21 protein-coding genes and 1 pseudogene are annotated in these 19,707 nt (G+C 62.3%); 8 read left to right on the forward strand and 14 right to left on the reverse strand.

Features of this window, described 5'->3' with window-relative positions; genetic code table 11:
• Window positions 1-2: 2 nt before the first annotated feature.
• The 12 genes and pseudogenes from KUA23_RS19030 to KUA23_RS19085 all read right to left on the reverse strand — a co-directional run bounded on the left by KUA23_RS19030 (window position 3) and on the right by KUA23_RS19085 (window position 10,530).
• Window positions 3-770, reverse strand: coding sequence for an ABC transporter ATP-binding protein (locus KUA23_RS19030; RefSeq protein ID WP_078049207.1), 768 nt, complete (start codon window positions 768-770; stop codon window positions 3-5).
• Window positions 771-773: 3 nt separating this feature from the next.
• The gene (locus KUA23_RS19035; protein WP_252992648.1) at window positions 774-2,114 is read right to left on the reverse strand and encodes an ABC transporter substrate-binding protein; all 1,341 of its coding nucleotides are present in this window, start codon (window positions 2,112-2,114) and stop codon (window positions 774-776) included.
• 21 nt (window positions 2,115-2,135) lie between these two features.
• Window positions 2,136-3,185 carry a branched-chain amino acid ABC transporter permease gene (locus tag KUA23_RS19040; RefSeq protein WP_252992649.1) on the reverse strand — a complete coding sequence of 350 codons (1,050 nt, stop codon included), beginning with the start codon at window positions 3,183-3,185 and terminating at the stop codon, window positions 2,136-2,138.
• A 4-nt stretch (window positions 3,186-3,189) separates the two neighbouring features.
• On the reverse strand, window positions 3,190-4,071 hold the full coding sequence (locus KUA23_RS19045; RefSeq protein ID WP_078049210.1) for a branched-chain amino acid ABC transporter permease: 882 nt from the start codon (window positions 4,069-4,071) through the stop codon (window positions 3,190-3,192).
• Window positions 4,068-4,841 carry an ABC transporter ATP-binding protein gene (locus tag KUA23_RS19050; RefSeq protein WP_252992650.1) on the reverse strand — a complete coding sequence of 258 codons (774 nt, stop codon included), beginning with the start codon at window positions 4,839-4,841 and terminating at the stop codon, window positions 4,068-4,070. Before KUA23_RS19050 ends, KUA23_RS19045 begins: the two co-directional genes overlap by 4 nt.
• The gene (locus KUA23_RS19055; protein ID WP_252992651.1) at window positions 4,838-5,740 is read right to left on the reverse strand and encodes an AMP-binding protein; all 903 of its coding nucleotides are present in this window, start codon (window positions 5,738-5,740) and stop codon (window positions 4,838-4,840) included. Before KUA23_RS19055 ends, KUA23_RS19050 begins: the two co-directional genes overlap by 4 nt.
• A gap of 132 nt (window positions 5,741-5,872) precedes the next feature.
• Complete coding sequence (locus KUA23_RS19060; RefSeq protein ID WP_078049213.1) at window positions 5,873-7,288, reverse strand: LLM class flavin-dependent oxidoreductase; 1,416 nt, start codon at window positions 7,286-7,288, stop codon at window positions 5,873-5,875.
• Complete coding sequence (locus KUA23_RS19065; RefSeq protein ID WP_078049214.1) at window positions 7,288-7,614, reverse strand: acyl-CoA dehydrogenase; 327 nt, start codon at window positions 7,612-7,614, stop codon at window positions 7,288-7,290. The genes KUA23_RS19060 and KUA23_RS19065 overlap by 1 nt, the downstream gene beginning before the upstream one ends.
• An 11-nt stretch (window positions 7,615-7,625) precedes the next feature.
• The gene (locus tag KUA23_RS19070) at window positions 7,626-8,822 is read right to left on the reverse strand and encodes an SfnB family sulfur acquisition oxidoreductase (RefSeq protein ID WP_252992652.1); all 1,197 of its coding nucleotides are present in this window, start codon (window positions 8,820-8,822) and stop codon (window positions 7,626-7,628) included.
• 156 nt (window positions 8,823-8,978) lie between these two features.
• Window positions 8,979-9,158, reverse strand: a pseudogene (locus KUA23_RS19075) (cupin domain-containing protein); the annotation flags it as partial.
• Window positions 9,159-9,447: 289 nt separating this feature from the next.
• On the reverse strand, window positions 9,448-9,801 hold the full coding sequence (locus KUA23_RS19080) for a hypothetical protein (RefSeq protein WP_252992653.1): 354 nt from the start codon (window positions 9,799-9,801) through the stop codon (window positions 9,448-9,450).
• A 165-nt stretch (window positions 9,802-9,966) separates the two neighbouring features.
• Entirely contained in the window at window positions 9,967-10,530 is a 564-nt protein-coding gene (locus KUA23_RS19085) for a helix-turn-helix domain-containing protein (RefSeq protein WP_252992654.1), read from the reverse strand.
• Between the two features lie 92 nt (window positions 10,531-10,622).
• On the opposite strand from KUA23_RS19085, the gene KUA23_RS19090 reads away from it, so the two are divergent.
• The 7 genes from KUA23_RS19090 (at window position 10,623) to KUA23_RS19120 (ending at window position 17,803) form a co-directional block, all read left to right on the forward strand.
• Window positions 10,623-11,552 carry a DMT family transporter gene (locus tag KUA23_RS19090; RefSeq protein ID WP_099492835.1) on the forward strand — a complete coding sequence of 310 codons (930 nt, stop codon included), beginning with the start codon at window positions 10,623-10,625 and terminating at the stop codon, window positions 11,550-11,552.
• 211 nt (window positions 11,553-11,763) lie between these two features.
• Entirely contained in the window at window positions 11,764-14,685 is a 2,922-nt protein-coding gene (locus KUA23_RS19095) for a monovalent cation/H+ antiporter subunit A (protein WP_078049218.1), read from the forward strand.
• Entirely contained in the window at window positions 14,685-15,029 is a 345-nt protein-coding gene (locus tag KUA23_RS19100) for a Na+/H+ antiporter subunit C (RefSeq protein WP_003192163.1), read from the forward strand. The genes KUA23_RS19095 and KUA23_RS19100 overlap by 1 nt, the downstream gene beginning before the upstream one ends.
• Window positions 15,026-16,708: a monovalent cation/H+ antiporter subunit D gene (locus KUA23_RS19105; protein ID WP_099492837.1), complete on the forward strand. Its 1,683-nt coding sequence runs from the start codon at window positions 15,026-15,028 to the stop codon at window positions 16,706-16,708. Before KUA23_RS19100 ends, KUA23_RS19105 begins: the two co-directional genes overlap by 4 nt.
• A complete protein-coding gene (locus KUA23_RS19110) occupies window positions 16,705-17,193 on the forward strand; it encodes a Na+/H+ antiporter subunit E (RefSeq protein ID WP_078049220.1) in 489 nt (162 codons plus the stop codon). The genes KUA23_RS19105 and KUA23_RS19110 overlap by 4 nt, the downstream gene beginning before the upstream one ends.
• Window positions 17,190-17,468: a K+/H+ antiporter subunit F gene (locus KUA23_RS19115; protein ID WP_005789171.1), complete on the forward strand. Its 279-nt coding sequence runs from the start codon at window positions 17,190-17,192 to the stop codon at window positions 17,466-17,468. The genes KUA23_RS19110 and KUA23_RS19115 overlap by 4 nt, the downstream gene beginning before the upstream one ends.
• Window positions 17,465-17,803: a Na+/H+ antiporter subunit G gene (locus KUA23_RS19120; RefSeq protein WP_078049221.1), complete on the forward strand. Its 339-nt coding sequence runs from the start codon at window positions 17,465-17,467 to the stop codon at window positions 17,801-17,803. The genes KUA23_RS19115 and KUA23_RS19120 overlap by 4 nt, the downstream gene beginning before the upstream one ends.
• 127 nt (window positions 17,804-17,930) lie before the next feature.
• On the opposite strand, the gene KUA23_RS19125 is transcribed toward KUA23_RS19120, so the two are convergent.
• Complete coding sequence (locus tag KUA23_RS19125; RefSeq protein WP_252994295.1) at window positions 17,931-18,389, reverse strand: HIT family protein; 459 nt, start codon at window positions 18,387-18,389, stop codon at window positions 17,931-17,933.
• A 112-nt stretch (window positions 18,390-18,501) separates the two neighbouring features.
• Here KUA23_RS19125 and KUA23_RS19130 point away from each other — a divergent pair, with 112 nt between their 5' ends.
• Window positions 18,502-18,831 (forward strand): winged helix-turn-helix transcriptional regulator, encoded by a 330-nt coding sequence (locus KUA23_RS19130; RefSeq protein ID WP_078049222.1) that lies wholly within the window; start codon window positions 18,502-18,504, stop codon window positions 18,829-18,831.
• On the opposite strand, the gene KUA23_RS19135 is transcribed toward KUA23_RS19130, so the two are convergent.
• The gene (locus KUA23_RS19135) at window positions 18,828-19,610 is read right to left on the reverse strand and encodes an SDR family oxidoreductase (RefSeq protein WP_028616869.1); all 783 of its coding nucleotides are present in this window, start codon (window positions 19,608-19,610) and stop codon (window positions 18,828-18,830) included. The two genes, KUA23_RS19130 and KUA23_RS19135, sit on opposite strands and share 4 nt — an antisense overlap.
• Window positions 19,611-19,707 lie beyond the last annotated feature (97 nt).

Consider the following 19,707-nt stretch of genomic DNA (forward strand, 5'->3'; position numbering starts at 1 on the left):
CCTTACTGTTTGCCCAGATAAATGTCATGCAAGTCGCCCCGCGCCAACAGTTCAGCGGCGCTGCCACTCAAGGCCACGCGCCCAGTATCCAATACGTAGCCGTGGGACGCATAGTTCAGCGCAACGTTGATGTTCTGCTCCGCGATCAGGAAGCTCACCTGCTGCTCGCGGTTGAGCTGCGCGATGATCGCGAAAATCTCCTGCACGATCATAGGCGCCAAACCCATGGATGGCTCGTCGAGCAGTACCAAAGTAGGACGGGTCATCAACGCCCGTCCAATGGCGACCATCTGCTGCTCGCCGCCCGAGGTGAGACCAGCGCGGGTGTGGCGCTTGGTCTTGAGCCGTGGGAACCAGGCGTAGATGCGTTCCAGGTCGTGCTCCATCTCCTTGCGGCTCAGGCGCCGGACAAAACCGCCGCTGCGCAGGTTGTCTTCCACGCTCAGTTGGCCGAACACATGGCGACCTTCCAGCACGTGGACCATGCCCTGGCGCACGCGCTGGCTGGGGTCGACGCCGGCCAGGTCGGCACCGGCGTATTCGATCGTGCCCCGGCTGACCTCGGCCCGCTCGGCACGCACCAACCCGGAGATGGCCTTGAGCGTGGTGCTCTTGCCGGCGCCATTGGCACCGAGCAAGGCCACGATCGCGCCCTTGGGTACGCTCAGCGACACCCCGGCCACCGCGAGGATCGCGCCGTCGTAGATCACTTCGATGTCGTTGACGCTCAACAGCGCCTGGCTGGCGGATTCAGCGGCGGGCTGGCTCATGGTTTATTCATCCCCGGTGCAGGTACGCGGCGTCAGGCCTTTTTCCTTGGCGAACGCTGCCGACTTTTCATCGATCAGCGGGCGCAACAGGGCGCGGTCGGCGGCGATCCAGTCGCTGATCAGCGTCCAGTTGGCGCCGTCCCACTGTTGCACCCGCGCCGAGCCGCCACCTTCGTGGTCGCGGCACGACAGCTTGAGGTTCTGCATCAGGCCCAGGTAGCCCATGTCCTTCAAGCGCGCATCATCGATGTTCAGGTGTTCCAGGCCCCAGCGGCCTTCTTCGCCATTGAGCGGGCGCTTGCCGAACTTGGCCTGGCCGGTGCGAATCGCTTCTACCGCCACGGCGGCGTTCACCAGGCCGGAGTTGTAGTAGACGCTGCCGAAGTTCTTCAGGTCCTTGAGGTCACTGTGGCCCTTGTCGAGGACGTACTGCTTGAGGCGTTTGTGGATCTCGAAATCAGCCCCGGCCGGGTATGGCGTGAGGGCCAGGTAGCCCTTGGCGGCAGCTCCGGCGGGCAACACGTCTTCGCTGGAGCTGGCCCAGATATCACCGACGATGTGGTCCACCGGGAAGCCGAAACGCGCAGCGGTCTTCACCGCGACCGGTGTGGACACGCCCCAGGTGCGCAGGAACACCCAGTCCGGGTTGGCCTGGCGCACCTGGCGCCATTGCGCGGACTGTTCGTTGCCGGGGTCAGCCACTGGAATCTGGATGTTTTCAAAGCCGTACTTTTCCGCCAGCAATTTCAGCGGGCCGAGGGTTTCGCGACCATAGGCCGAGTCGTGGTAGACCGTGGCGATTTTCTTGCCCTTGAGTTTGTCGAAGCCGCCTTCGCGCTGGGCGATGTAGTTCACCAGCGTCGACGCCTCGCTATAGAAGGTCAGCATCACCGGAAAGTTGTAGGGGAACACCGTGCCGTCGGTGGCTTCGGTGCGGCCGTAGCCGAGGGTGATCAGCGGGATCTTGTCGACTTCCGCGCGCTCGCTCAGCGCATACGCCGCTGGCGCGCCGTTGGGCTGGTACACCGCAACCGGCGCGCCATCCAGGCCATTCTTGAAGCGCTCATAGCACTCGATGCCCTTCTCCGCCGTCCACTCGGTTTCGCACTCCTGCCACACCAGCTTCACACCATTGATGCCGCCTTCGACCTCGTTGATATAACGCAGGTAGTCGATCATCCCGGCCCACACCTGCACACCGCTGGAGGCGTAGGCGCCCACGCGGTAGGTGGCCAGGGGAATGAATTGCTGGTCCGGCGAGGCCATCGCCTGGGGGACCGCACCGGCCAGGGTTGCCAGCGTAAACGCGGCGCCGATCATGGAACGTTTCAAGGATGCACGCATGGGAATTCTCTTGAGGGAATGTTAGAAACGCAGCGGCCACTGCCGCACACGGTCACGCAGGTTGTGCAACAGGCGAATCAAACCCTCGGGTTCCTTGATCAGGAACACGATGATCAATACGCCAAAGATGATTTTCTGCAGGTTCTGCAACTGCCCCGCATCCACCGAACCGCCGAACAGTGCCTGGCCGGCATGGCTGAGGAAGATCGGCAGCAGGCTGATGAAGGCCGCGCCGACAAAGTTGCCGGCGATGCTGCCCATGCCGCCGATAATGATGATGAACAGGATTTGGAAGGAGCGGTTGATATCGAAGCTGCTGGCGCTGGCCGTGCCCAGGTAGGCAAAGGCCCATAGCGCGCCGGCAATGCCTAGGTAAAACGAGCTGACCGCAAACGCCAGGCGCTTGTAGCGCACCACCGGGATGCCGACTACGGCGGCGGCGGTGTCCATGTCGCGGATCGCCATCCAGTTGCGGCCGACCTGGCTGCGCACCAGGTTGATCGCGGTCCAGGTCAACAGCACCACGGTAACCAGGGTCAGCAGGTAACGGCCCAACGGCGTGTTGAGGTCATGACCGAACAGCGCCAGCTTCGGCGCGGAGATGGTCCCTGACGAACCGTAGTTGTAGAACCAGGGGAACTTGACGAACAGCCACTCCAGGAAAAACTGCGCGGCCAGGGTGGTGACCATCAGGTAGAAGCCCTTGATCCTCGAGCTCGGCAGGCCAAACAGCAGGCCAACCAAGGCGCTGATAATGCCACCACCGAGCAGCGCCACCGGCAACCCCAGCTCCGGCAGGCGCAGCAAAAAACCGTAGGTGGCAAATGCGCCGACGGCCATGAAGCCGGCCGCCCCCACCGAGGTCTGGCCGGTGTAGCCGGTGAGCAGGTTCAGGCCCAGCCCGGCCAGCGACAGCACCAGGAACGGGATCAGGATCGCGTTCAGCCAGTAGTCATTGCCCCACAGCGGCACCACGATAAAGGCCAGCGCCAACAGGCCATTGAGGGCCCAGGGGATGCGCCGCTGAATCAGCAGCAACGGCGCGGTGTCTTGAGCAACGGGAATCGACATGGTTTCAGACTCGCTCGATGGCGCGCTCGCCGAACAGGCCGGCGGGACGGATATACAGGAAGGCCAGGGCCAATACGTAGGCGAACCACGGCGTGATGCCGCCGCCAATCAACGGGCCGATGTACACCTCGGCGAGGTTCTCCGCCGCGCCGACGATCAGCCCGCCGATTATCGCCCCGCCAATCGAGGTAAAGCCGCCGATGATCAACACCGGCAAAGCCTTGAGCACTACCAGCGACAAGGAGAACTGCACGCCCTGGCGCGCGCCCCACAGCAGGCCTGCCACCAGCCCGACGATGCCCGCCACCGCCCAGACGATCTGCCAGATGCGGTTGAGGTTGATGCCGATGGACAGCGCCGCCGTGGTGTCATCCGCCACTGCACGCAGCGACACGCCGATGCGAGTCTTGTTGAACAGCAGCGCCAGCACTGTCACCAGCACCACGGCAGCAGCGGCAGCGATCAGGTCGAACTGGCTGAGCATCAGCGGGCCAACGAACAACGGTACGTCGTCGATGCCCAGGTCGAGGGCGCGCACCTGGGAGCCCATCAAGCCCTGGGCCAGGCCTTCGATAATGAACGACAGGCCCAACGTGGCCATGAACAAGGTGATCTGCGAACGGTTCACCAGCGGCCGCAGCACCAGGCGCTCGATGAGCAAGGCGCCGACGATCATCACGATCACGGTCAGTAGCAGCGCCAGGGCAAACGGCACGCCTTGGTCATGCAGGCTGACAAAGGTCAGCGCCGCAAACAGCAGCATCGAGCCCTGGGCGAAATTGAACACACCACTGGCCTTGTAGATCAGCACGAAGCCGATGGCGACCAGCGAATACATGGTGCCGGCGAGCAGGCCGCCGAGCAGGGTTTCGAAGAAGAACGTCATGGGTTTACAACTCCCAGGTAGGCCGCGATCACCTCGGGATTGGCCTGCACGTCGGCAGGCGTGCCATCGCCGACCTTGCGCCCGTAATCGAGCACCACCACATGGTCGGACAGGCCCATCACCACGCCCATGTCGTGTTCGATCAACACCACGGTGGTGCCAAGGTCGCGGTTTACGTCAGCGACGAAGCGCGCCATTTCCTGTTTTTCTTCGGCGTTCATGCCGGCCATGGGCTCGTCCAGCAGCAACAGGCTCGGCCCGGCGATCAACGCCCGCCCCAGTTCCACGCGTTTTTGCAGGCCGTAGGACAGGTTGCCGACCAACACGTCCCGGTGGGCTTGCAACTCCAGGAATTCAAGAATGCCCTGGGCCCGCGACCGGAATGCCTCGGCTTCTCGGCGTGCGCGGGGCAAGCCCAGGGCCTGCTCAATAAAGCTGCTGCGCATGTGACGCGACAGGCCGGTGAGGAGGTTGTCGAGCACGCTCATCTTCTTGAACAGCGCGTTGTTCTGGAAAGTGCGGCCAATGCCCCGGCGCGCGGCACCCAAGGGGTCGATGCGGTGGAAGTGCTGGTCTTCGAAGACAATCTCGCCAGCATCGAAGCGATACACGCCATTGAGCACGTTGAGCAGCGAGCTTTTACCGGCACCATTGGGGCCGATCAGCGCGCAGATTTCGCCGCGCGCCACCTCGAAGGACAAGGCATTGATCGCCTTGACGCCCTTGAACGACAGCGAAATATCCCGCACTTGGAGAATGGCCTGGCTCATGCGATGTCCCGCTTGAATTCCGCCAGCCACGCCGGCGAAGGGGTGGATTTGACGGGTTGCCAGATATACGCCAGGCGCTGGAAACCCAGGAGTTTGCGCACGCGGTTTTTCAGCAGGCGACGCAGGCCGCTTTGCGGATGGGCGATGGCCCACTCGCAGAGGCGACGGCGCCAGGTGCCGTGGGGCGCCAGGCGGCTTTCGATCTCGTCGGCCAAGTGCTGCAGACGTGCGGGCGACAGCAGCAGGCCGGTGGGGGCGACTTCACTGCGGTCACGTCGCGCCGACGCCAGGCTTTCCGGGAAGGCCAGGCCATGGCCGCTGTTCAGCCACTGCTCCAGGACCACCGCCAGGCCGCCCTGCCAATGGGTGCCCTCTTCGCTCCACAGCACGGTCTCCCCCGTGGGATGCCACCAACGTGCGAGGTGTTGCGCGGGCGCCAACGGACCGAGCAATTGGGCGAAGTCCATCAGATTGGCCGACTGCCAATGCCGCACGCTCTGGCGGCTCTGCACATAGGAATGGGTGGGGCGAATGCGCCACAGGTGCTGCTGGAGCGCCTCGGGTTCCAGGTCGTCGGCCAGGGTCAGGACCTGCCCGCCGATGGATTGCGCCGCCAGCGCCAGCAACAACAGGTTCGGCTCGAACGCGCCGCTCAGGGCCAGCCGCGAGTGCTCGCTGAAACCTTGCTGGCGCAAGCCATCGGCCAGGCGCTCGACGTCACGCAATGCGTCAATCCAGCGCCACGCGTACCACTGCCCCTGGCGCTTGTGGCGCAAGGCGGTGTGCAGCGGCGTGATCTGCGCCCAGTGCTGCAGTTGTTCCAGCGCCTTGGGCAGGTTGCCGAGGCATTCGGCGGGCCATTCCAGGACCAGCGGACGTTTGAGTTCGTGCACGCTCATAGGGGTGATGCTCCTATTCAAGTGATGTGCGTGCGGTGGTCCGCTGGCCGTTTTTTTTGAATCGACACCGATTTACTGTGGGAGCGGGCTTGCTCGCGAAAGCGGCAAATCAGTCGACATACATGTTGAATGTCAGTCCGCATTCGCGAGCAAGCCCGCTCCCACATTGGAAGGGTGCAAGGCCGCCAAATCGCGGTAACCGGCCCCCGGATGATTCGCCGCCAACCTCGCACCATCGCCAAACAACTTCTCGCGCAGCGTGCCCTGAGCGTATTCGGTCTTGTACACGCCACGCTTCTGCAACTCCGGCACCAGCAGGTCCACGGCGTCGATGAAGGTTTCGTGGGTCAGTGCATAGGCCAGGTTGAAGCCGTCGACATCGGTTTCTTCGACCCACTCCTGCAACAGGTCTGCCACGGTTTCCGGGCCGCCGACAAAAAGCGGGCCAAAGCCGCCGATGCCGACCCAATCGGCCAGTTCGTTTGGCGTCCAGACCTTGTTCGGGTCCGCCGTGGAGAAGGCTTCCACCGCCGACTGAATCGCGTTGGTGTGCACGTGCTTGAGCGGTTCATCGGGCTTGAACTGGCTGAAGTCGATGCCGGTCCAGCCAGAGATCAGCGCCATCGCGCCCTCGTAGCTGACGTAGGATTTGTATTCGTCAAACTTGGCCTTGGCCTTGGCGTCGGTCTCACCGACGATCACCGTCTGCAAGTTGAAGATCAGGATCTTCTTCGGATCCCGCCCGGCGTCGGCGGCACGCCGGCGGATGTCAGCGACGGTCTTTTTCAGCAGCACCTTGGAGGGTGCGGCGACGAATACGCACTCGGCCTGTTCGGCGGCGAACTGCTTGCCACGGCTGGACGCCCCGGCCTGGTAGAGCACCGGCGTGCGCTGCGGTGACGGCTCGCAGAGGTGAATGCCGGGCACCTGGAAGTGTTTACCGACATGGCGGATTTCGTGGATCTTGCTCGGGTCGCTGAAAATCCGACGCTCGCGGTCGCGCAGCACGGCGCCCTCCTCCCAACTGCCTTCCCAGAGTTTGTAGCAGACCTCCAGGTACTCCTCGGCGTAGTCGTAGCGCGCGTCGTGTTCGGTCTGGGCTTTCTGCCCAAGATTCTTGGCGCCGCTTTCCAGGTAGGAGGTGACGATGTTCCAGCCGATGCGACCCTTGGTCAGGTGGTCGAGGGTGGAGAGACGGCGGGCGAACGGGTACGGATGCTCAAAGGACAACGAAGCGGTGAGGCCAAAACCCAGATGCTCGGTGACCAGCGCCATCGGCGCGATCAGCGACAGCGGGTCATTGACCGGCACCTGCGCGGCCTGGCGAATCGCCGCATCACCGTTACCGTTGTAGACGTCATAGATGCCCAGCACGTCAGCGATAAACAGGCCGTCGAACTTGCCGCGCTCCAGGATTTTCGCCAGGTCGGTCCAGTATTCCAGGTCCTTGTACTGCCACGATCGGTCACGCGGGTGCGCCCACAGGCCCGGGGATTGGTGGCCGACACAATTCATGTCGAAGGCATTCAAGCGGATTTCACGGGACATCAAAGCACTCCGTTGAGGTGGTAGTTGCCGACAACCTGGTATTTCCAGCGCAGGGGGTCGTCGAGGGTCGACGGCAGTGCGGTGCGTTGGCCGGTCAGTTCGAATTCGGCGTTGCTCGCGGCGATCAGGGCTTCGGCGGCGGCAATTTGCGCTTCGGTGGCGGCCACCGGGCTGGGATGGGTTTCGGCGCGTTCCAACAGGGCAGCGGCGACATCGACGCGAATCTGTAAGTCGCCAAAGCGACTGATGACGTAGGGGTCATCGCTTTTCTCGACATGCCGGCGGGTGCTGTCCAATAGTTGGCGCGCAAGGCTCAGTGCAGTCATGGTTAAGCTCCTTAGTTCCAGGCGTGGCGCGCGGGCTTCACACCGTTGAGCACGAAGTTGCCAATCAGGTAGTATTTCCAGCGGGCCGGGTCGTGCAGGGTGTGGGTGCGTGCGTTGCGCCAGAAGCGGTCGAGGTTGTGCTTGCCGGTGACCGAGCGGGTGCCGGCCAGTTCGAAGAGTTTGCTGCTGGCGAGCAAGGCGGTTTCGGCCGACAGCACTTTGGCCTGGGCGACCACCAACGAGGCATGGGCCACGCTGTCTTCACTCGGTTCGGCGAGGGCGCGGTCCACCGCCAGGCCGGCCTTGGCGAGAATGGCCTCGGTGCCGTGCACCCGCCATTCCAGGTCGCCGATGGCGGCGATGGTGAACGGGTCCTGCCAGCCGTGCTCTTGTTGGCTGTCGATCCAGGGTCGCGCCTGGCGGGCGTAGATCTTGGCCTGCTCCAGCGCGCCGAGGGCGATGCCGGTGTCGACGGCGGCCTGGATGATCTGCGAGATCGGGCCATTGGCCGTGGGCTGGTCGAAGGCCAAGTGGGCTGGAATCACCGCGCTCACGGGCACGGTCACACCGTCGAGGGTCACGCCGCCGCTGGCGGTGGTGCGCTGGCCGAAGCCGTCCCAGCTGTCGATCACGTTCAGGCCGGGCGCGTCGCGTTCGACAAAGGCAATAAAGGCCTGGCCGTCTTCATTGTTGCCGACGGTGGGCACCAGATGGGCGAACAGCGCGCCGGTGCAGTAGAACTTCTCGCCGTTGATTTGCGCGGTGTCGCCATGGAAGCGAATCTGCGTGTCGAAGGTGCCGGCGTTCTTGCTCTTGGCTTCGGAGAAGGCGTTGCCGAAGCGATAGCCCTGGAGGACTTTGCCGAAGTAGTGCTGTTTTTGTTCCTCGGTCGCCGTTTGCAACAGGATGTCGACGACACCGAGGTGGTTCTGCGGAATCTGCCCCAGGGACGGGTCGGCGGCGGAGATCAGCTTGATCACCTCGGCCACGGTCACATAGGACACGCCAGCTCCACCGTACGCTTTGGGAATGGTGATGCCCCACAGACCGCTGGCGGAGAACTCGTCAAGCTCGGCCACCGGCAGGCGCCGCTCACGGTCGCGCGCGCTGGCCTCGACGGCAAAGCGTTTGGCCAGGCGCGTGGCGACCTCGATGGCTTCCGCGTCCGAGCGGATGATATGGGCAAGGTGTTGAGGGTGGGCTGACATGGGCCGACTCCAGGCTCCGAGGGGATTACCTGGGTGATTGCAGGAGTCGTGCCTGAATCTAATCGCCAATAAAATCAGCGAGTTGCTGGCATTTAAGCGCAGCCGAGCGCGTTTTCAAACCAGCAAAGTGTCCATCCACTGTTGCCGGAAGAACAGTTAGATCACCACATTGCGCACAAAGCGCACCGCCACGTCGCCGTCATTGCGATAACCATGCACGTTCCGGCTGGCGAACATATAAAACTCACCAGCGGCGACGCGCTTTTCTTCATCGCCCACCAGCAGCGTGAGGCAGCCTTGGAATACAAATATCTGCACGCGCCAACCGTCCGGGTCGGGGGCATCCGGCGCCATACTCCTAGGAGATAACCTGGGTGACTGCAGGAGTCGCGCCTGAAATGACTACCAATAGAATCAGTCAGTTAAAGGAAAACAGTGTCCATGGTCGCCTTTCGGCAAAATGTCGACTCACTGCTTCCAGGTAACAGTTGATTGGAGGTGTACCGAATATTCGAAGAAAGTTTGGCTTGCTATGGCGTACTTCGATTCACAATGCAGTCCCTTGAGCAACCGCTGCTGCAAAGTAACTGATAATCACGCCATATCCCTGGACTGCCTGCAAGCGCTATGGAACTACCGTGTAAAGTGTGGGAGCCGCCACAACGACGTTTCCGGAATTGTTGGTTATCCAGTAAATGGCTTGTGCAGAGCCTAATGCAAAGGCATCAGCTGGTACGTGAAATAACAGTGGAAACGTGGGGTTTGCAGGCAATGTATAACTATTGTTGAATGCTCCCGCGCTGGAAAAAAAGTAAGCAGTCAGCACATCACCAAGCGATCCACCCTGAAACGAGTGAACAGCCAATGTTCCTCCATGAGTAACATGTTCCTGACGAATCTTATCTCCAATCGACTCCAGGATTTGTGCAGGCGGAAGTATAGGTGACGATGCTGAAACTTTCTTAAGGTGAGTAGTCATATCCAAAAACTCCATTTTCAGTAGAAGACCAGCACCGGATCACTAATCGTGCGAACTTGCAGATAAGCGGCGATGCCCGTCTCATTAGAGTTCACAAAAACATTGTGATCTACTGTCAGAAGCAACAGGTTTACAAGAGTTGATATTCGCGCTACTCGCAGAGCTTCATATCACCACATTGCGCACAAAGCGCACCGCCAAATCGCCGTCATTGCGATAGCCATGCACGTGACGGCTGGCGAACATATAAAACTCACCGGCGGCAACGTGCTTCTCTTCATCGCCCACCAGCAATGTGAGGCAGCCTTCGAATACAAATAGCTGCACGCTCCAGCCATCCGGGTCGGGATCGGGACTGTAGCGATCGCCCGGCTCCAGTTGCATTTCCCACAACTCGACCTCGCGGCGCGCCGTGGCCTTGGCCAACAGCACCGCCTTGCTCCCAGGAATTTCCCCCGCCCAGGCCAGTTCGTTGATACGGCTGTGGTCAGGCGCATCCGGGGCCTGGATCAGGTCGCTGAACGCCACGTCCAACGCTTCGGCCACGCGGTCGAGGGTGGACAGGCTGACGTTCTTTTCGCCCGCCTCGATGGCCACCAGCATGCGCCGGCTGACCCCGGATTTTTCCGAGAGCGCGGTCTGGCTCAAGTCGGCCGCGTGGCGCAGGCGACGAACGTTCTGGCTGACGTGCTGCAGGACCGAAGCCCGTTGCGGATTTTCTTTGTGCACTATATTGCTCAATAGGTGGGTGTGCGCAGTATACTGCCCAGCGTGCGGCGCATTGTGCGGTCCGTGCCTTTCCCTTGCAAGACCGAGCCGCCATGACCACCCCGAACTCCCCTTCGCGTTTCAACCGTTTCAGCAAAGCCGAATGCATCCTGGTGGTGATCACCATGATCTGGGGCGGCACCTTTTTGCTGGTGCAGCATGCGATGACCGTCAGTGGCCCGATGTTTTTCGTCGGCCTGCGGTTTGCGGCGGCGGCCATCGTGGTGGGGTTCTTTTCCTTGCGCACCCTGCGCGACCTGACCCTGTTCGAGTTGAAGGCCGGGGTGTTTATCGGCGTGGCGATCATGTTTGGCTACGGGTTGCAGACCATTGGCCTGCAGACGATCCTGAGCAGCCAGTCGGCGTTTATCACCGCGCTCTATGTGCCCTTCGTGCCATTGCTGCAATGGCTGGTACTGGGCCGGCGCCCGGGGTTGATGCCAAGCATCGGCATCATGCTGGCGTTCACCGGGTTGATGCTGCTGACCGGGCCGGCGGGCGCTTCGTTGAATTTCAGCCCCGGTGAAATCGCCACCTTGATCGGCGCGGTCGCGATCGCGGCAGAAATCATCCTGATCAGCGCCTTTGCCGGGCAGGTGGATGTGCGCCGGGTGACCGTGGTGCAACTGGCCACGGCGTCGTTGTTGTCGTTCCTGATGGTGGTGCCGATGGGCGAGGCACTGCCGGGGTTTTCATGGTTATTGCTATTCAGTGCCGTGGGCCTGGGCTTGACCAGTGCGGTGATCCAAGTGGCGATGAACTGGGCGCAGCAAAGTGTTTCGCCCACCCGCGCCACGTTGATCTATGCCGGCGAGCCAGTGTGGGCCGGCGTGGTGGGGCGGATTGCGGGGGAGCGTTTTCCGCCGATTGCGATGCTGGGGGCGGCGTTGATTGTGGCGGCGGTGATTGTCAGTGAGATGAAGACCAAGGGGCAGAAGGCCCTCGAATTGCGCGATGAGCGGGAACAGGAACAGCAGGGATAGGGTCCGAATGCTTGCGGTGGCTGTCAGATTGCCATCGCGGGCAAGCCCGACTTCCACAGGGAGCGGTGTCGCCCGTAGGAATGCGGTCACTTTAAACAAGGCTAAATGAGCAGTTTCGACCTATCTTGTAGGATCCTGCCACATGTTGCCGTTTGGTGATCGTTAAAGCGGCACGTATGATGCATCCCAAACTCCCGCAGATTAGAAGCCTATGTCCTTGATAGTTCTACTGCTTCTGCCGTTTATTGGCAGCTGTCTGGCGGCCTTGCTGCCGCACAATGCACGTAACACCGAATCCCTGCTGGCTGGCCTTGTGGCCCTGGTCGGTACCGTTCAAGTCGCCCTGCTCTACCCCCAAATCGCCCACGGTGGCGTGATCCGCGAAGAATTCATGTGGTTGCCCAGCCTTGGGCTGAACTTCGTGTTGCGCATGGACGGGTTTGCCTGGCTGTTCTCGATGCTGGTGCTGGGCATCGGCACGTTGGTGTCGCTGTATGCGCGCTACTACATGTCGCCGGATGACCCGGTGCCGCGCTTCTTTGCGTTTTTCCTGGCCTTCATGGGCGCCATGCTCGGGCTGGTGATTTCCGGCAACCTGGTCCAGATCGTGTTCTTCTGGGAACTGACCAGCCTGTTCTCGTTCCTGCTGATCGGCTATTGGCACCACCGCGCCGACGCGCGACGCGGTGCATACATGGCGTTGATGGTCACCGGCGCCGGTGGTTTGTGCCTGCTGGCGGGCGTGATGCTGCTGGGGCATATCGTCGGCAGCTATGACCTCGACCAGGTGCTGGCAGCGGGCGATCAGATTCGCGCGCACGCGCTGTACCCGGTCATGCTGGCCCTGGTGCTGATCGGCGCCTTGAGCAAAAGCGCCCAGTTCCCCTTCCACTTCTGGCTGCCCCACGCGATGGCGGCGCCCACCCCGGTGTCGGCGTACCTGCATTCGGCGACGATGGTGAAGGCCGGCGTGTTCCTGCTGGCCCGCCTGTGGCCGTCGCTGTCCGGTAGCGAAGAATGGTTCTGGATCGTCGGCGGTGCCGGCGCTCTCACCCTCCTCCTCGGCGCCTACTGCGCCATGTTCCAGAATGATCTCAAGGGCCTGCTGGCCTACTCCACCATCAGCCACCTCGGGCTGATCACCTTGCTGCTGGGGCTCAACAGCCCGCTGGCTGCCGTCGCAGCCGTGTTCCATATCCTTAACCACGCCACGTTCAAGGCCTCGCTGTTCATGGCGGCGGGCATCATCGACCACGAAAGCGGCACGCGGGATATCCGCAAGCTCAGCGGGCTGGTGCGGTTGATCCCCTTTACGGCGACACTGGCGATGGTGGCCAGTGCGTCCATGGCCGGCGTGCCGTTGCTCAACGGCTTCCTGTCCAAAGAGATGTTCTTCGCCGAAACCGTGTTCATCACCTCGACCGCTTGGGTGGAGTTTGCCCTGCCGTTGATCGCGACCATTGCCGGTACGTTCAGCGTGGCCTACGCGCTGCGTTTCACGGTCGATGTGTTCTTCGGCCCAACCGCGACCAACCTGCCGCACACGCCCCACGAACCGCCGCGCTGGATGCGTGCGCCGGTCGAGCTGCTGGTGTTCACCTGCCTGCTGGTGGGCATTTTCCCGGCCCAGGTGGTGGGTTCGATCCTCGCCGCTGCCGCCCTGCCAGTGGTGGGTGGTGTGCTGCCGGAGTACAGCCTGGCGATCTGGCACGGCTGGAACGCGCCGATGATCATGAGCCTGGTGGCCATGTCCGGCGGCGTTGTGCTCTACCTGCTGCTGCGCAAGCAACTCAAGCGCGGCCGCTTCAAATACCCACCGGTGATCAGCTACTTCAACGGCAAGCGCGGTTTCGAGCGCAGCCTGGTAGTGATGATGCGCGGCGTGCGCAAGATCGAGAAACGCATCAGCACCAAGCGCCTGCAGACGCAACTGTTCTTGCTGGTGTTGGTGGCGGTGATCGGCGGCATGATCCCCATGCTCAACAGTGGCCTCAGTTGGGGCGACCGACCGAAGATCCCCGGTTCCATTGTGTTCGTGACCCTGTGGCTGCTGGCGATTGCCTGTGCCCTCGGCGCCGCCTGGCAAGCCAAGTATCACCGACTGGCAGCCCTGACCATGGTCAGCGTGTGCGGCCTGATGACCTGCATCACCTTTGTGTGGTTCTCGGCGCCGGACTTGGCGCTGACGCAGTTGGTGGTCGAAGTGGTCACCACTGTGCTGATCCTGCTGGGCCTGCGTTGGCTGCCACGGCGGATCGAAGAAGTCTCGCCACTGCCCAGCTCGCTGCGCAAGGCTCGCATCCGTCGCTTGCGTGACTTCCTGTTGTCCACGGTGGTGGGTGGCGGCATGGCGCTGCTGTCCTACGCGATGCTGACCCGCCAGACACCCAACGACATTTCCTCGTTCTACCTCAGCCGCGCCCTGCCCGAAGGCGGCGGCAGCAATGTGGTGAACGTGATGCTGGTGGATTTCCGTGGCTTCGACACCCTGGGCGAGATCACCGTGCTCGGCGCCGTGGCGCTGACGGTGTACGCCCTGCTGCGGCGCTTCCGCCCATCCAAGGAAAGCATGCAACTGCCCGCGCAACAGCGCCAGTTGGCGCCGGACGTGGCCACCGACCTGGTCAACCCGCGCCAGGCCAGCGACACCGCCCTGGGCTTCATGATGGTGCCGGCGGTGCTGGTGCGCCTGCTGCTGCCGATAGCGCTGGTGGTGTCGTTCTACCTGTTCATGCGCGGCCACAACCAACCGGGCGGCGGGTTTGTCGCCGGCCTGGTGATGTCGGTCGCGTTTATCCTGCAATACATGGTTGCCGGCACGCAGTGGGTCGAGGCACAGATGAGCCTGCGGCCGATGCGCTGGATGGGCTTCGGGCTGTTCTCGGCGACGCTGACCGGGCTCGGTGCACTGTTTGCCGGCTACCCGTTCCTCACCACCCATACCTGGCATTTCAGCCTGCCGGTGCTGGGCGACATCCATGTCGCCAGCGCCTTGTTCTTCGACGTCGGCGTGTACGCCATGGTCGTCGGTTCGACGCTGCTGATGCTTACCGCCCTCGGTCACCAGTCCGTGCGGGCCCATAAACCGAGCAACCAGGCCAAAGTGGTTGCCGCAACGGAAGGAGCCGCCTGATGGAAGAAGTCATCGCAATTGCCATTGGGGTCCTGGCGGCCTCCGGCGTCTGGCTGATCCTGCGGCCACGGACGTTCCAGGTGGTGATGGGCCTGTGCCTGCTGTCGTACGGGGTCAACCTGTTCATTTTCAGCATGGGCAGCCTGTTTATCGGCAAGGAGCCGATCATCAAGGACGGCGTGCCGCAGGACCTGCTCAACTACACCGATCCACTGCCCCAGGCGCTGGTGCTCACGGCCATTGTGATCAGCTTCGCCATGACCGCGCTGTTCCTGGTGGTGTTGCTGGCGTCCCGGGGACTGACCGGCACTGACCATGTGGACGGCCGGGAGCCCAAGGAATGACGTGGATGAATCAACTGATCGTCGCGCCGATCCTGCTGCCGTTGCTTACCGCCGCCCTGATGCTGATGCTCGGCGAGAAGCATCGGCCGCTGAAAGCGCGTATCAACCTGTTCTCCAGCATGATCGGGCTGGGCATCGCCATCCTGCTGCTGTACTGGACGCAAAAAGGCGGCCCCGGCTCCATCGGCGTGTACCTGCCGGGCAACTGGCAAGTGCCGTTTGGCATCGTGCTGGTGGTGGACCAATTGTCGGCACTGATGCTGGTGCTCACCGGGATCATTGGCGTGAGCGCGCTGCTGTTCGCTATGGCCCGCTGGGACCGCGCGGGCACCAGCTTCCATGCGCTGTTCCAGGTGCAGATGATGGGTTTATACGGGGCCTTTCTCACCGCCGACCTGTTCAACCTGTTCGTGTTCTTCGAGGTGCTGCTGGCGGCGTCCTATGGCTTGATGCTGCACGGTTCCGGGCGTGCGCGGGTGTCCTCGGGCCTGCATTACATAGCGATCAACCTGCTGGCCTCGTCACTGTTCCTGATTGGCGCGGCGATGATCTATGGCGTCACCGGCACGCTGAACTTCGCTGACCTGGCGCTGAAAATCCCGCTGGTGCCCGAGGCGGATCGCGGCCTGTTGCACGCCGGTGCGGCCATCCTCGCGACGGCATTCCTGGCCAAGGCCGGCATGTGGCCGCTGAACTTCTGGCTGGCCCCCGCCTACTCCTCGGCCAGTGCGCCGGTGGCGGCGATGTTCGCGATCATGACCAAGGTCGGCGTGTACACCGTGCTGCGCCTGTGGACCCTGCTGTTTTCCGGCCAGGCCGGTGCCTCGGCGCTGTTTGGCGGCGACTGGCTGGTGTATGGCGGCATGGCGACCATCATCTGCGCGGCGCTGGCGATGGTGGCGGCGCAGCGGCTGGAGCGCATGGCCAGCTTGAGCATCCTGGTGTCGGCCGGGATCCTGCTGTCGGCCGTGGGTTTCGCTCAGCCGAGCCTCACCGCTGGGGCGCTGTTCTACCTGGTCAGTTCGACCTTGGCGCTGAGTGCGCTGTTTCTGCTGGCCGAACTGATCGAGCGGTCACGCTCGGCCAACGACCTGCCGCTGGATGAAGAGATCGATGCGCTGCCCAAGGCCATGGAATCCCTGCATCCGCGTCCTGGCGTCAACCTCGATGACGAGCAGAAAGCCGTGATCGGCCAGGTGATTCCCTGGACCATGGCCTTCCTGGGCCTGAGCTTTATCGCCTGCGCCCTGTTGATCATCGGCATGCCGCCGCTTTCCGGGTTTATCGGCAAGCTCAGCCTGTTGAGTGCGCTGGTCAATCCACTGGGCCTGGGCGTCAGCGTTGACGCGCCGATCCGCCCGGCGGCCTGGGGCTTGGTGGCGTTGCTGATTCTTTCCGGCCTGGCGTCGTTGATCGCCTTCGCGCGCCTGGGCATCCAGCGCTTTTGGACCCCGGAAGAGCGTCCATCGCCACTGCTGCGTCGCTACGAGTGCCTGCCGATCTTCTTCCTGCTCGGCTTGAGCATCCTGCTGACCTTCAAGGCCGAGCCGCTGATGCGCTACACCCAGGACACGGCTGTCAGCCTGAACAACCCGGAGCACTATGTTATGGCGGTGATGGCGACGCGACCGGTGCCGAGCCCTGAGGCCAAAGCCGCCGCGCTGGAGGTGCAGCCATGAAACGCCTGTTACCTGCCCCGTGGTTGTCGCTGGCGTTGTGGGTGTTGTGGCTGGTGCTGAACCTGTCGGTAAGCCCCGGCAACCTACTGCTGGGCGCGCTGTTGGGCTTTCTCGCGCCGCTGCTGATGGCGCCGTTGCGGCCGTTGCCCATCCGCATCCGCCGCCCGGGGGTGATTATTCGCCTGTTTTTCCTGGTGGGCCGCGACGTGATCGTCTCCAACCTGCAAGTAGCTTGGGGCGTGCTGATGTGTGGCGCCCGCCCGCCGCGTTCGCGCTTCATCAAGATCCCCCTGGACTTGCGTGATGCCAACGGCCTGGCCGCGCTGTCGATGATCACCACGGTAGTGCCTGGCACCATCTGGTCGGAACTGGCGCTGGACCGCAGCATCCTGCTCCTGCATGTGTTTGACCTGGAGGATGAAGCGTCTTTCATCGAGCACTTCAAGTCCGCCTACGAGCGGCCCCTGATGGAGATCTTCGAATGAGCGCCCTGCTCTCCAATGCGATCCTGTTCAGCCTGTTCCTGTTCTCCCTGGCCATGGTGCTGACGCTGATCCGCCTGTTCAAGGGCCCGTCGGCCCAGGACCGGGTACTGGCGCTGGACTACCTGTACATCCTGGCGATGCTGATGATGCTGGTGCTGGGCATTCGGTACGCCAGTGACACCTACTTTGAAGCGGCGCTGTTGATCGCGCTGTTCGGCTTCGTGGGCTCGTTTGCCCTGGCCAAATTCCTGCTGCGTGGGGAGGTGATTGAATGATGCCGTTGTGGATGGAAACCGTCGTGGCGGTGCTGTTGGTGCTCAGCAGTGTGTTTGCGCTGATCGGCGCGATCGGGTTGTTGCGCATGAAGGACTTCTTCCAGCGCATGCACCCGCCAGCACTGGCCTCGACGCTGGGAGCGTGGTGTGTGGCGTTGGCGTCGATCATTTATTTTTCGGTGCTCAAGTCCGGGCCGGTGTTGCACGGGTGGTTGATTCCGATTTTGCTGTCGATCACCGTGCCGGTGACCACGTTGCTGTTGGCGCGCACTGCGCTGTTCCGCAAGCGCATGGCCGGTGATGACGTACCGGCCGAAGTCAGCAGCCGCCGCTGATTCATCAAGCGAACACAGTAAAAAAGTGTGGGAGCGGGCTTGCTCGCGAATGCGGTTTTTCAGTCAGCACATCAGCGACTGACCCACCGCATTCGCGAGCAAGCCCGCTCCCACATTTGGTTTTGCATTAGACAAATGATCTGATGTGCGCCGCCAACTCCGCTAGCTCGGCATCATCCGCCCGCACAAAATCGTGGGACGAGATATAGCCCTCATAGGCTTCGAAGAACTTCTCCACCTTGGAGCTGATGGGCTTGAAGGTACTGTCCCCGCCCGTCCCGTGCATGGGAAACAACTTCGCATGCAGATGATCCACCCCGTACCCTTCCAGCACCATCCCCGTACGGGCCACATCGGGAAACGCACGGTCGATCTGAAGCGCGGTTTTCTTCGCTGCAACGGCAAGCCCGGCCAACACCTCATCCGACTGCGCAAACGCATAGCTGCCGTAATGCTGCTTGGGGATTACCACGCTGAAACCCGGTGTATTGGGAAAGATCGAAAGAAACGCCATATGCTGGTCGTCTTCCCACAGAATGTGCGCTGGGGAGGTCTTTTGAACAATGCTGCAGAAGATACAATCCATTTTAATCACCGCTGGTTTCATCGTGGGTTTGGTCGTGTCGACCATCTAAAGCCAGGCTGCGGCGGACGTCAAAAAAAATGGCAATTTTCCGAAATGTCCTAGGACTTATGCGATGAGTAAACCCTACACCCCTGCCACCGCCGCCGCCGACGTCGAAACCACGCTCGCCTGGCTTGGCGGGCGCTGGAAGCTGATCATTCTGTTCCACCTGTTCGGCGGCCAGGTGCAGCGTTATTCCGACCTTGAGCGACTGATCCCGGATATCTCGCAGAAGATGCTCGCCCAGCAATTGCGCCAGCTCGAAGCCGATGGCCTGGTACAGCGCACGGTCTACCCAGTGGTGCCGCCCAAGGTGGAATACCGTATGACCGAGTGGGGGCAGAGCCTGTGCCCGGTACTGGATGGCCTGCTCAAATGGCAGGCCGCCAAACCGGCGATTTAGACCGTAGGGACGGTGCCGCCGTCGATCACGTACTCGGTGCCGCTGATCGACGCGGCGCGGGGCGAGACCAGGAAGGCGATCAAGTCAGCCACCTCCTGGGGCTTGGCCGGCCGTCCAAGCGGAATACCGCCGAGCGCCTGCATGATGATCTGCTTGCCCCCCGCGTAATCCGTTCCCGCCTGCTCCGCCAGGCGCTCCGCCAGTGCCACCGCCGCGTCCGTCTCCACCCAGCCCGGCGAAACCCGCACCACCCGAATACCCTTGGGCGTGACTTCTTTCGACAGGCTCTTGCTGTAGGTCGCCAACGCTGCCTTTGCAGCGGCATACGCCGTGGTCGACTCCGGCAACGGCAACTCCCGCTGGATCGACGTGACATGAATAATCACCCCGGCGCCGCGCGCGAGCATCCCAGGCAGAAGCGCCCGATCCACCCGCACTGCCGCCATCAGGTTCTGGCCCAGGGCATTCGCCCACTGCTCATCATCGAGCACCGCAAAACCACCGCCGGGCGCGCTTGAGCCGCCGAGCACATTGACGATGATATCGACGCCGCCAAGCCGAGCCTTCACCGCCTCAGTAGCACTCGCACAACCGGCGGCAGTGCCTAGGTCGGCAGCGATGAAATGCACGCCTTCGGGCGTCGAATCCGCCGCCGAACGCGCGACCGAAATCACCTGGGCGCCTTGTTCACGCAACACCGCCACCACGGCGGCGCCGATACCTTTGGTGCCACCGGTGACCAGCGCACGAAGGCCTTTTAGTCCGAGATCAAAGCTCATGGAACCTACTCCTGGGTAAACGAAGACCGCAGGATAGGAACCGGGCGGACAGCCCACAAGAACGCACGAAAAGGTAATGGGCTAACCCAAAAGTGAG

Source organism: Pseudomonas pergaminensis (genome assembly GCF_024112395.2).
In the GTDB taxonomy this organism is placed as follows: Bacteria; Pseudomonadota; Gammaproteobacteria; order Pseudomonadales; family Pseudomonadaceae; genus Aquipseudomonas; species Aquipseudomonas pergaminensis.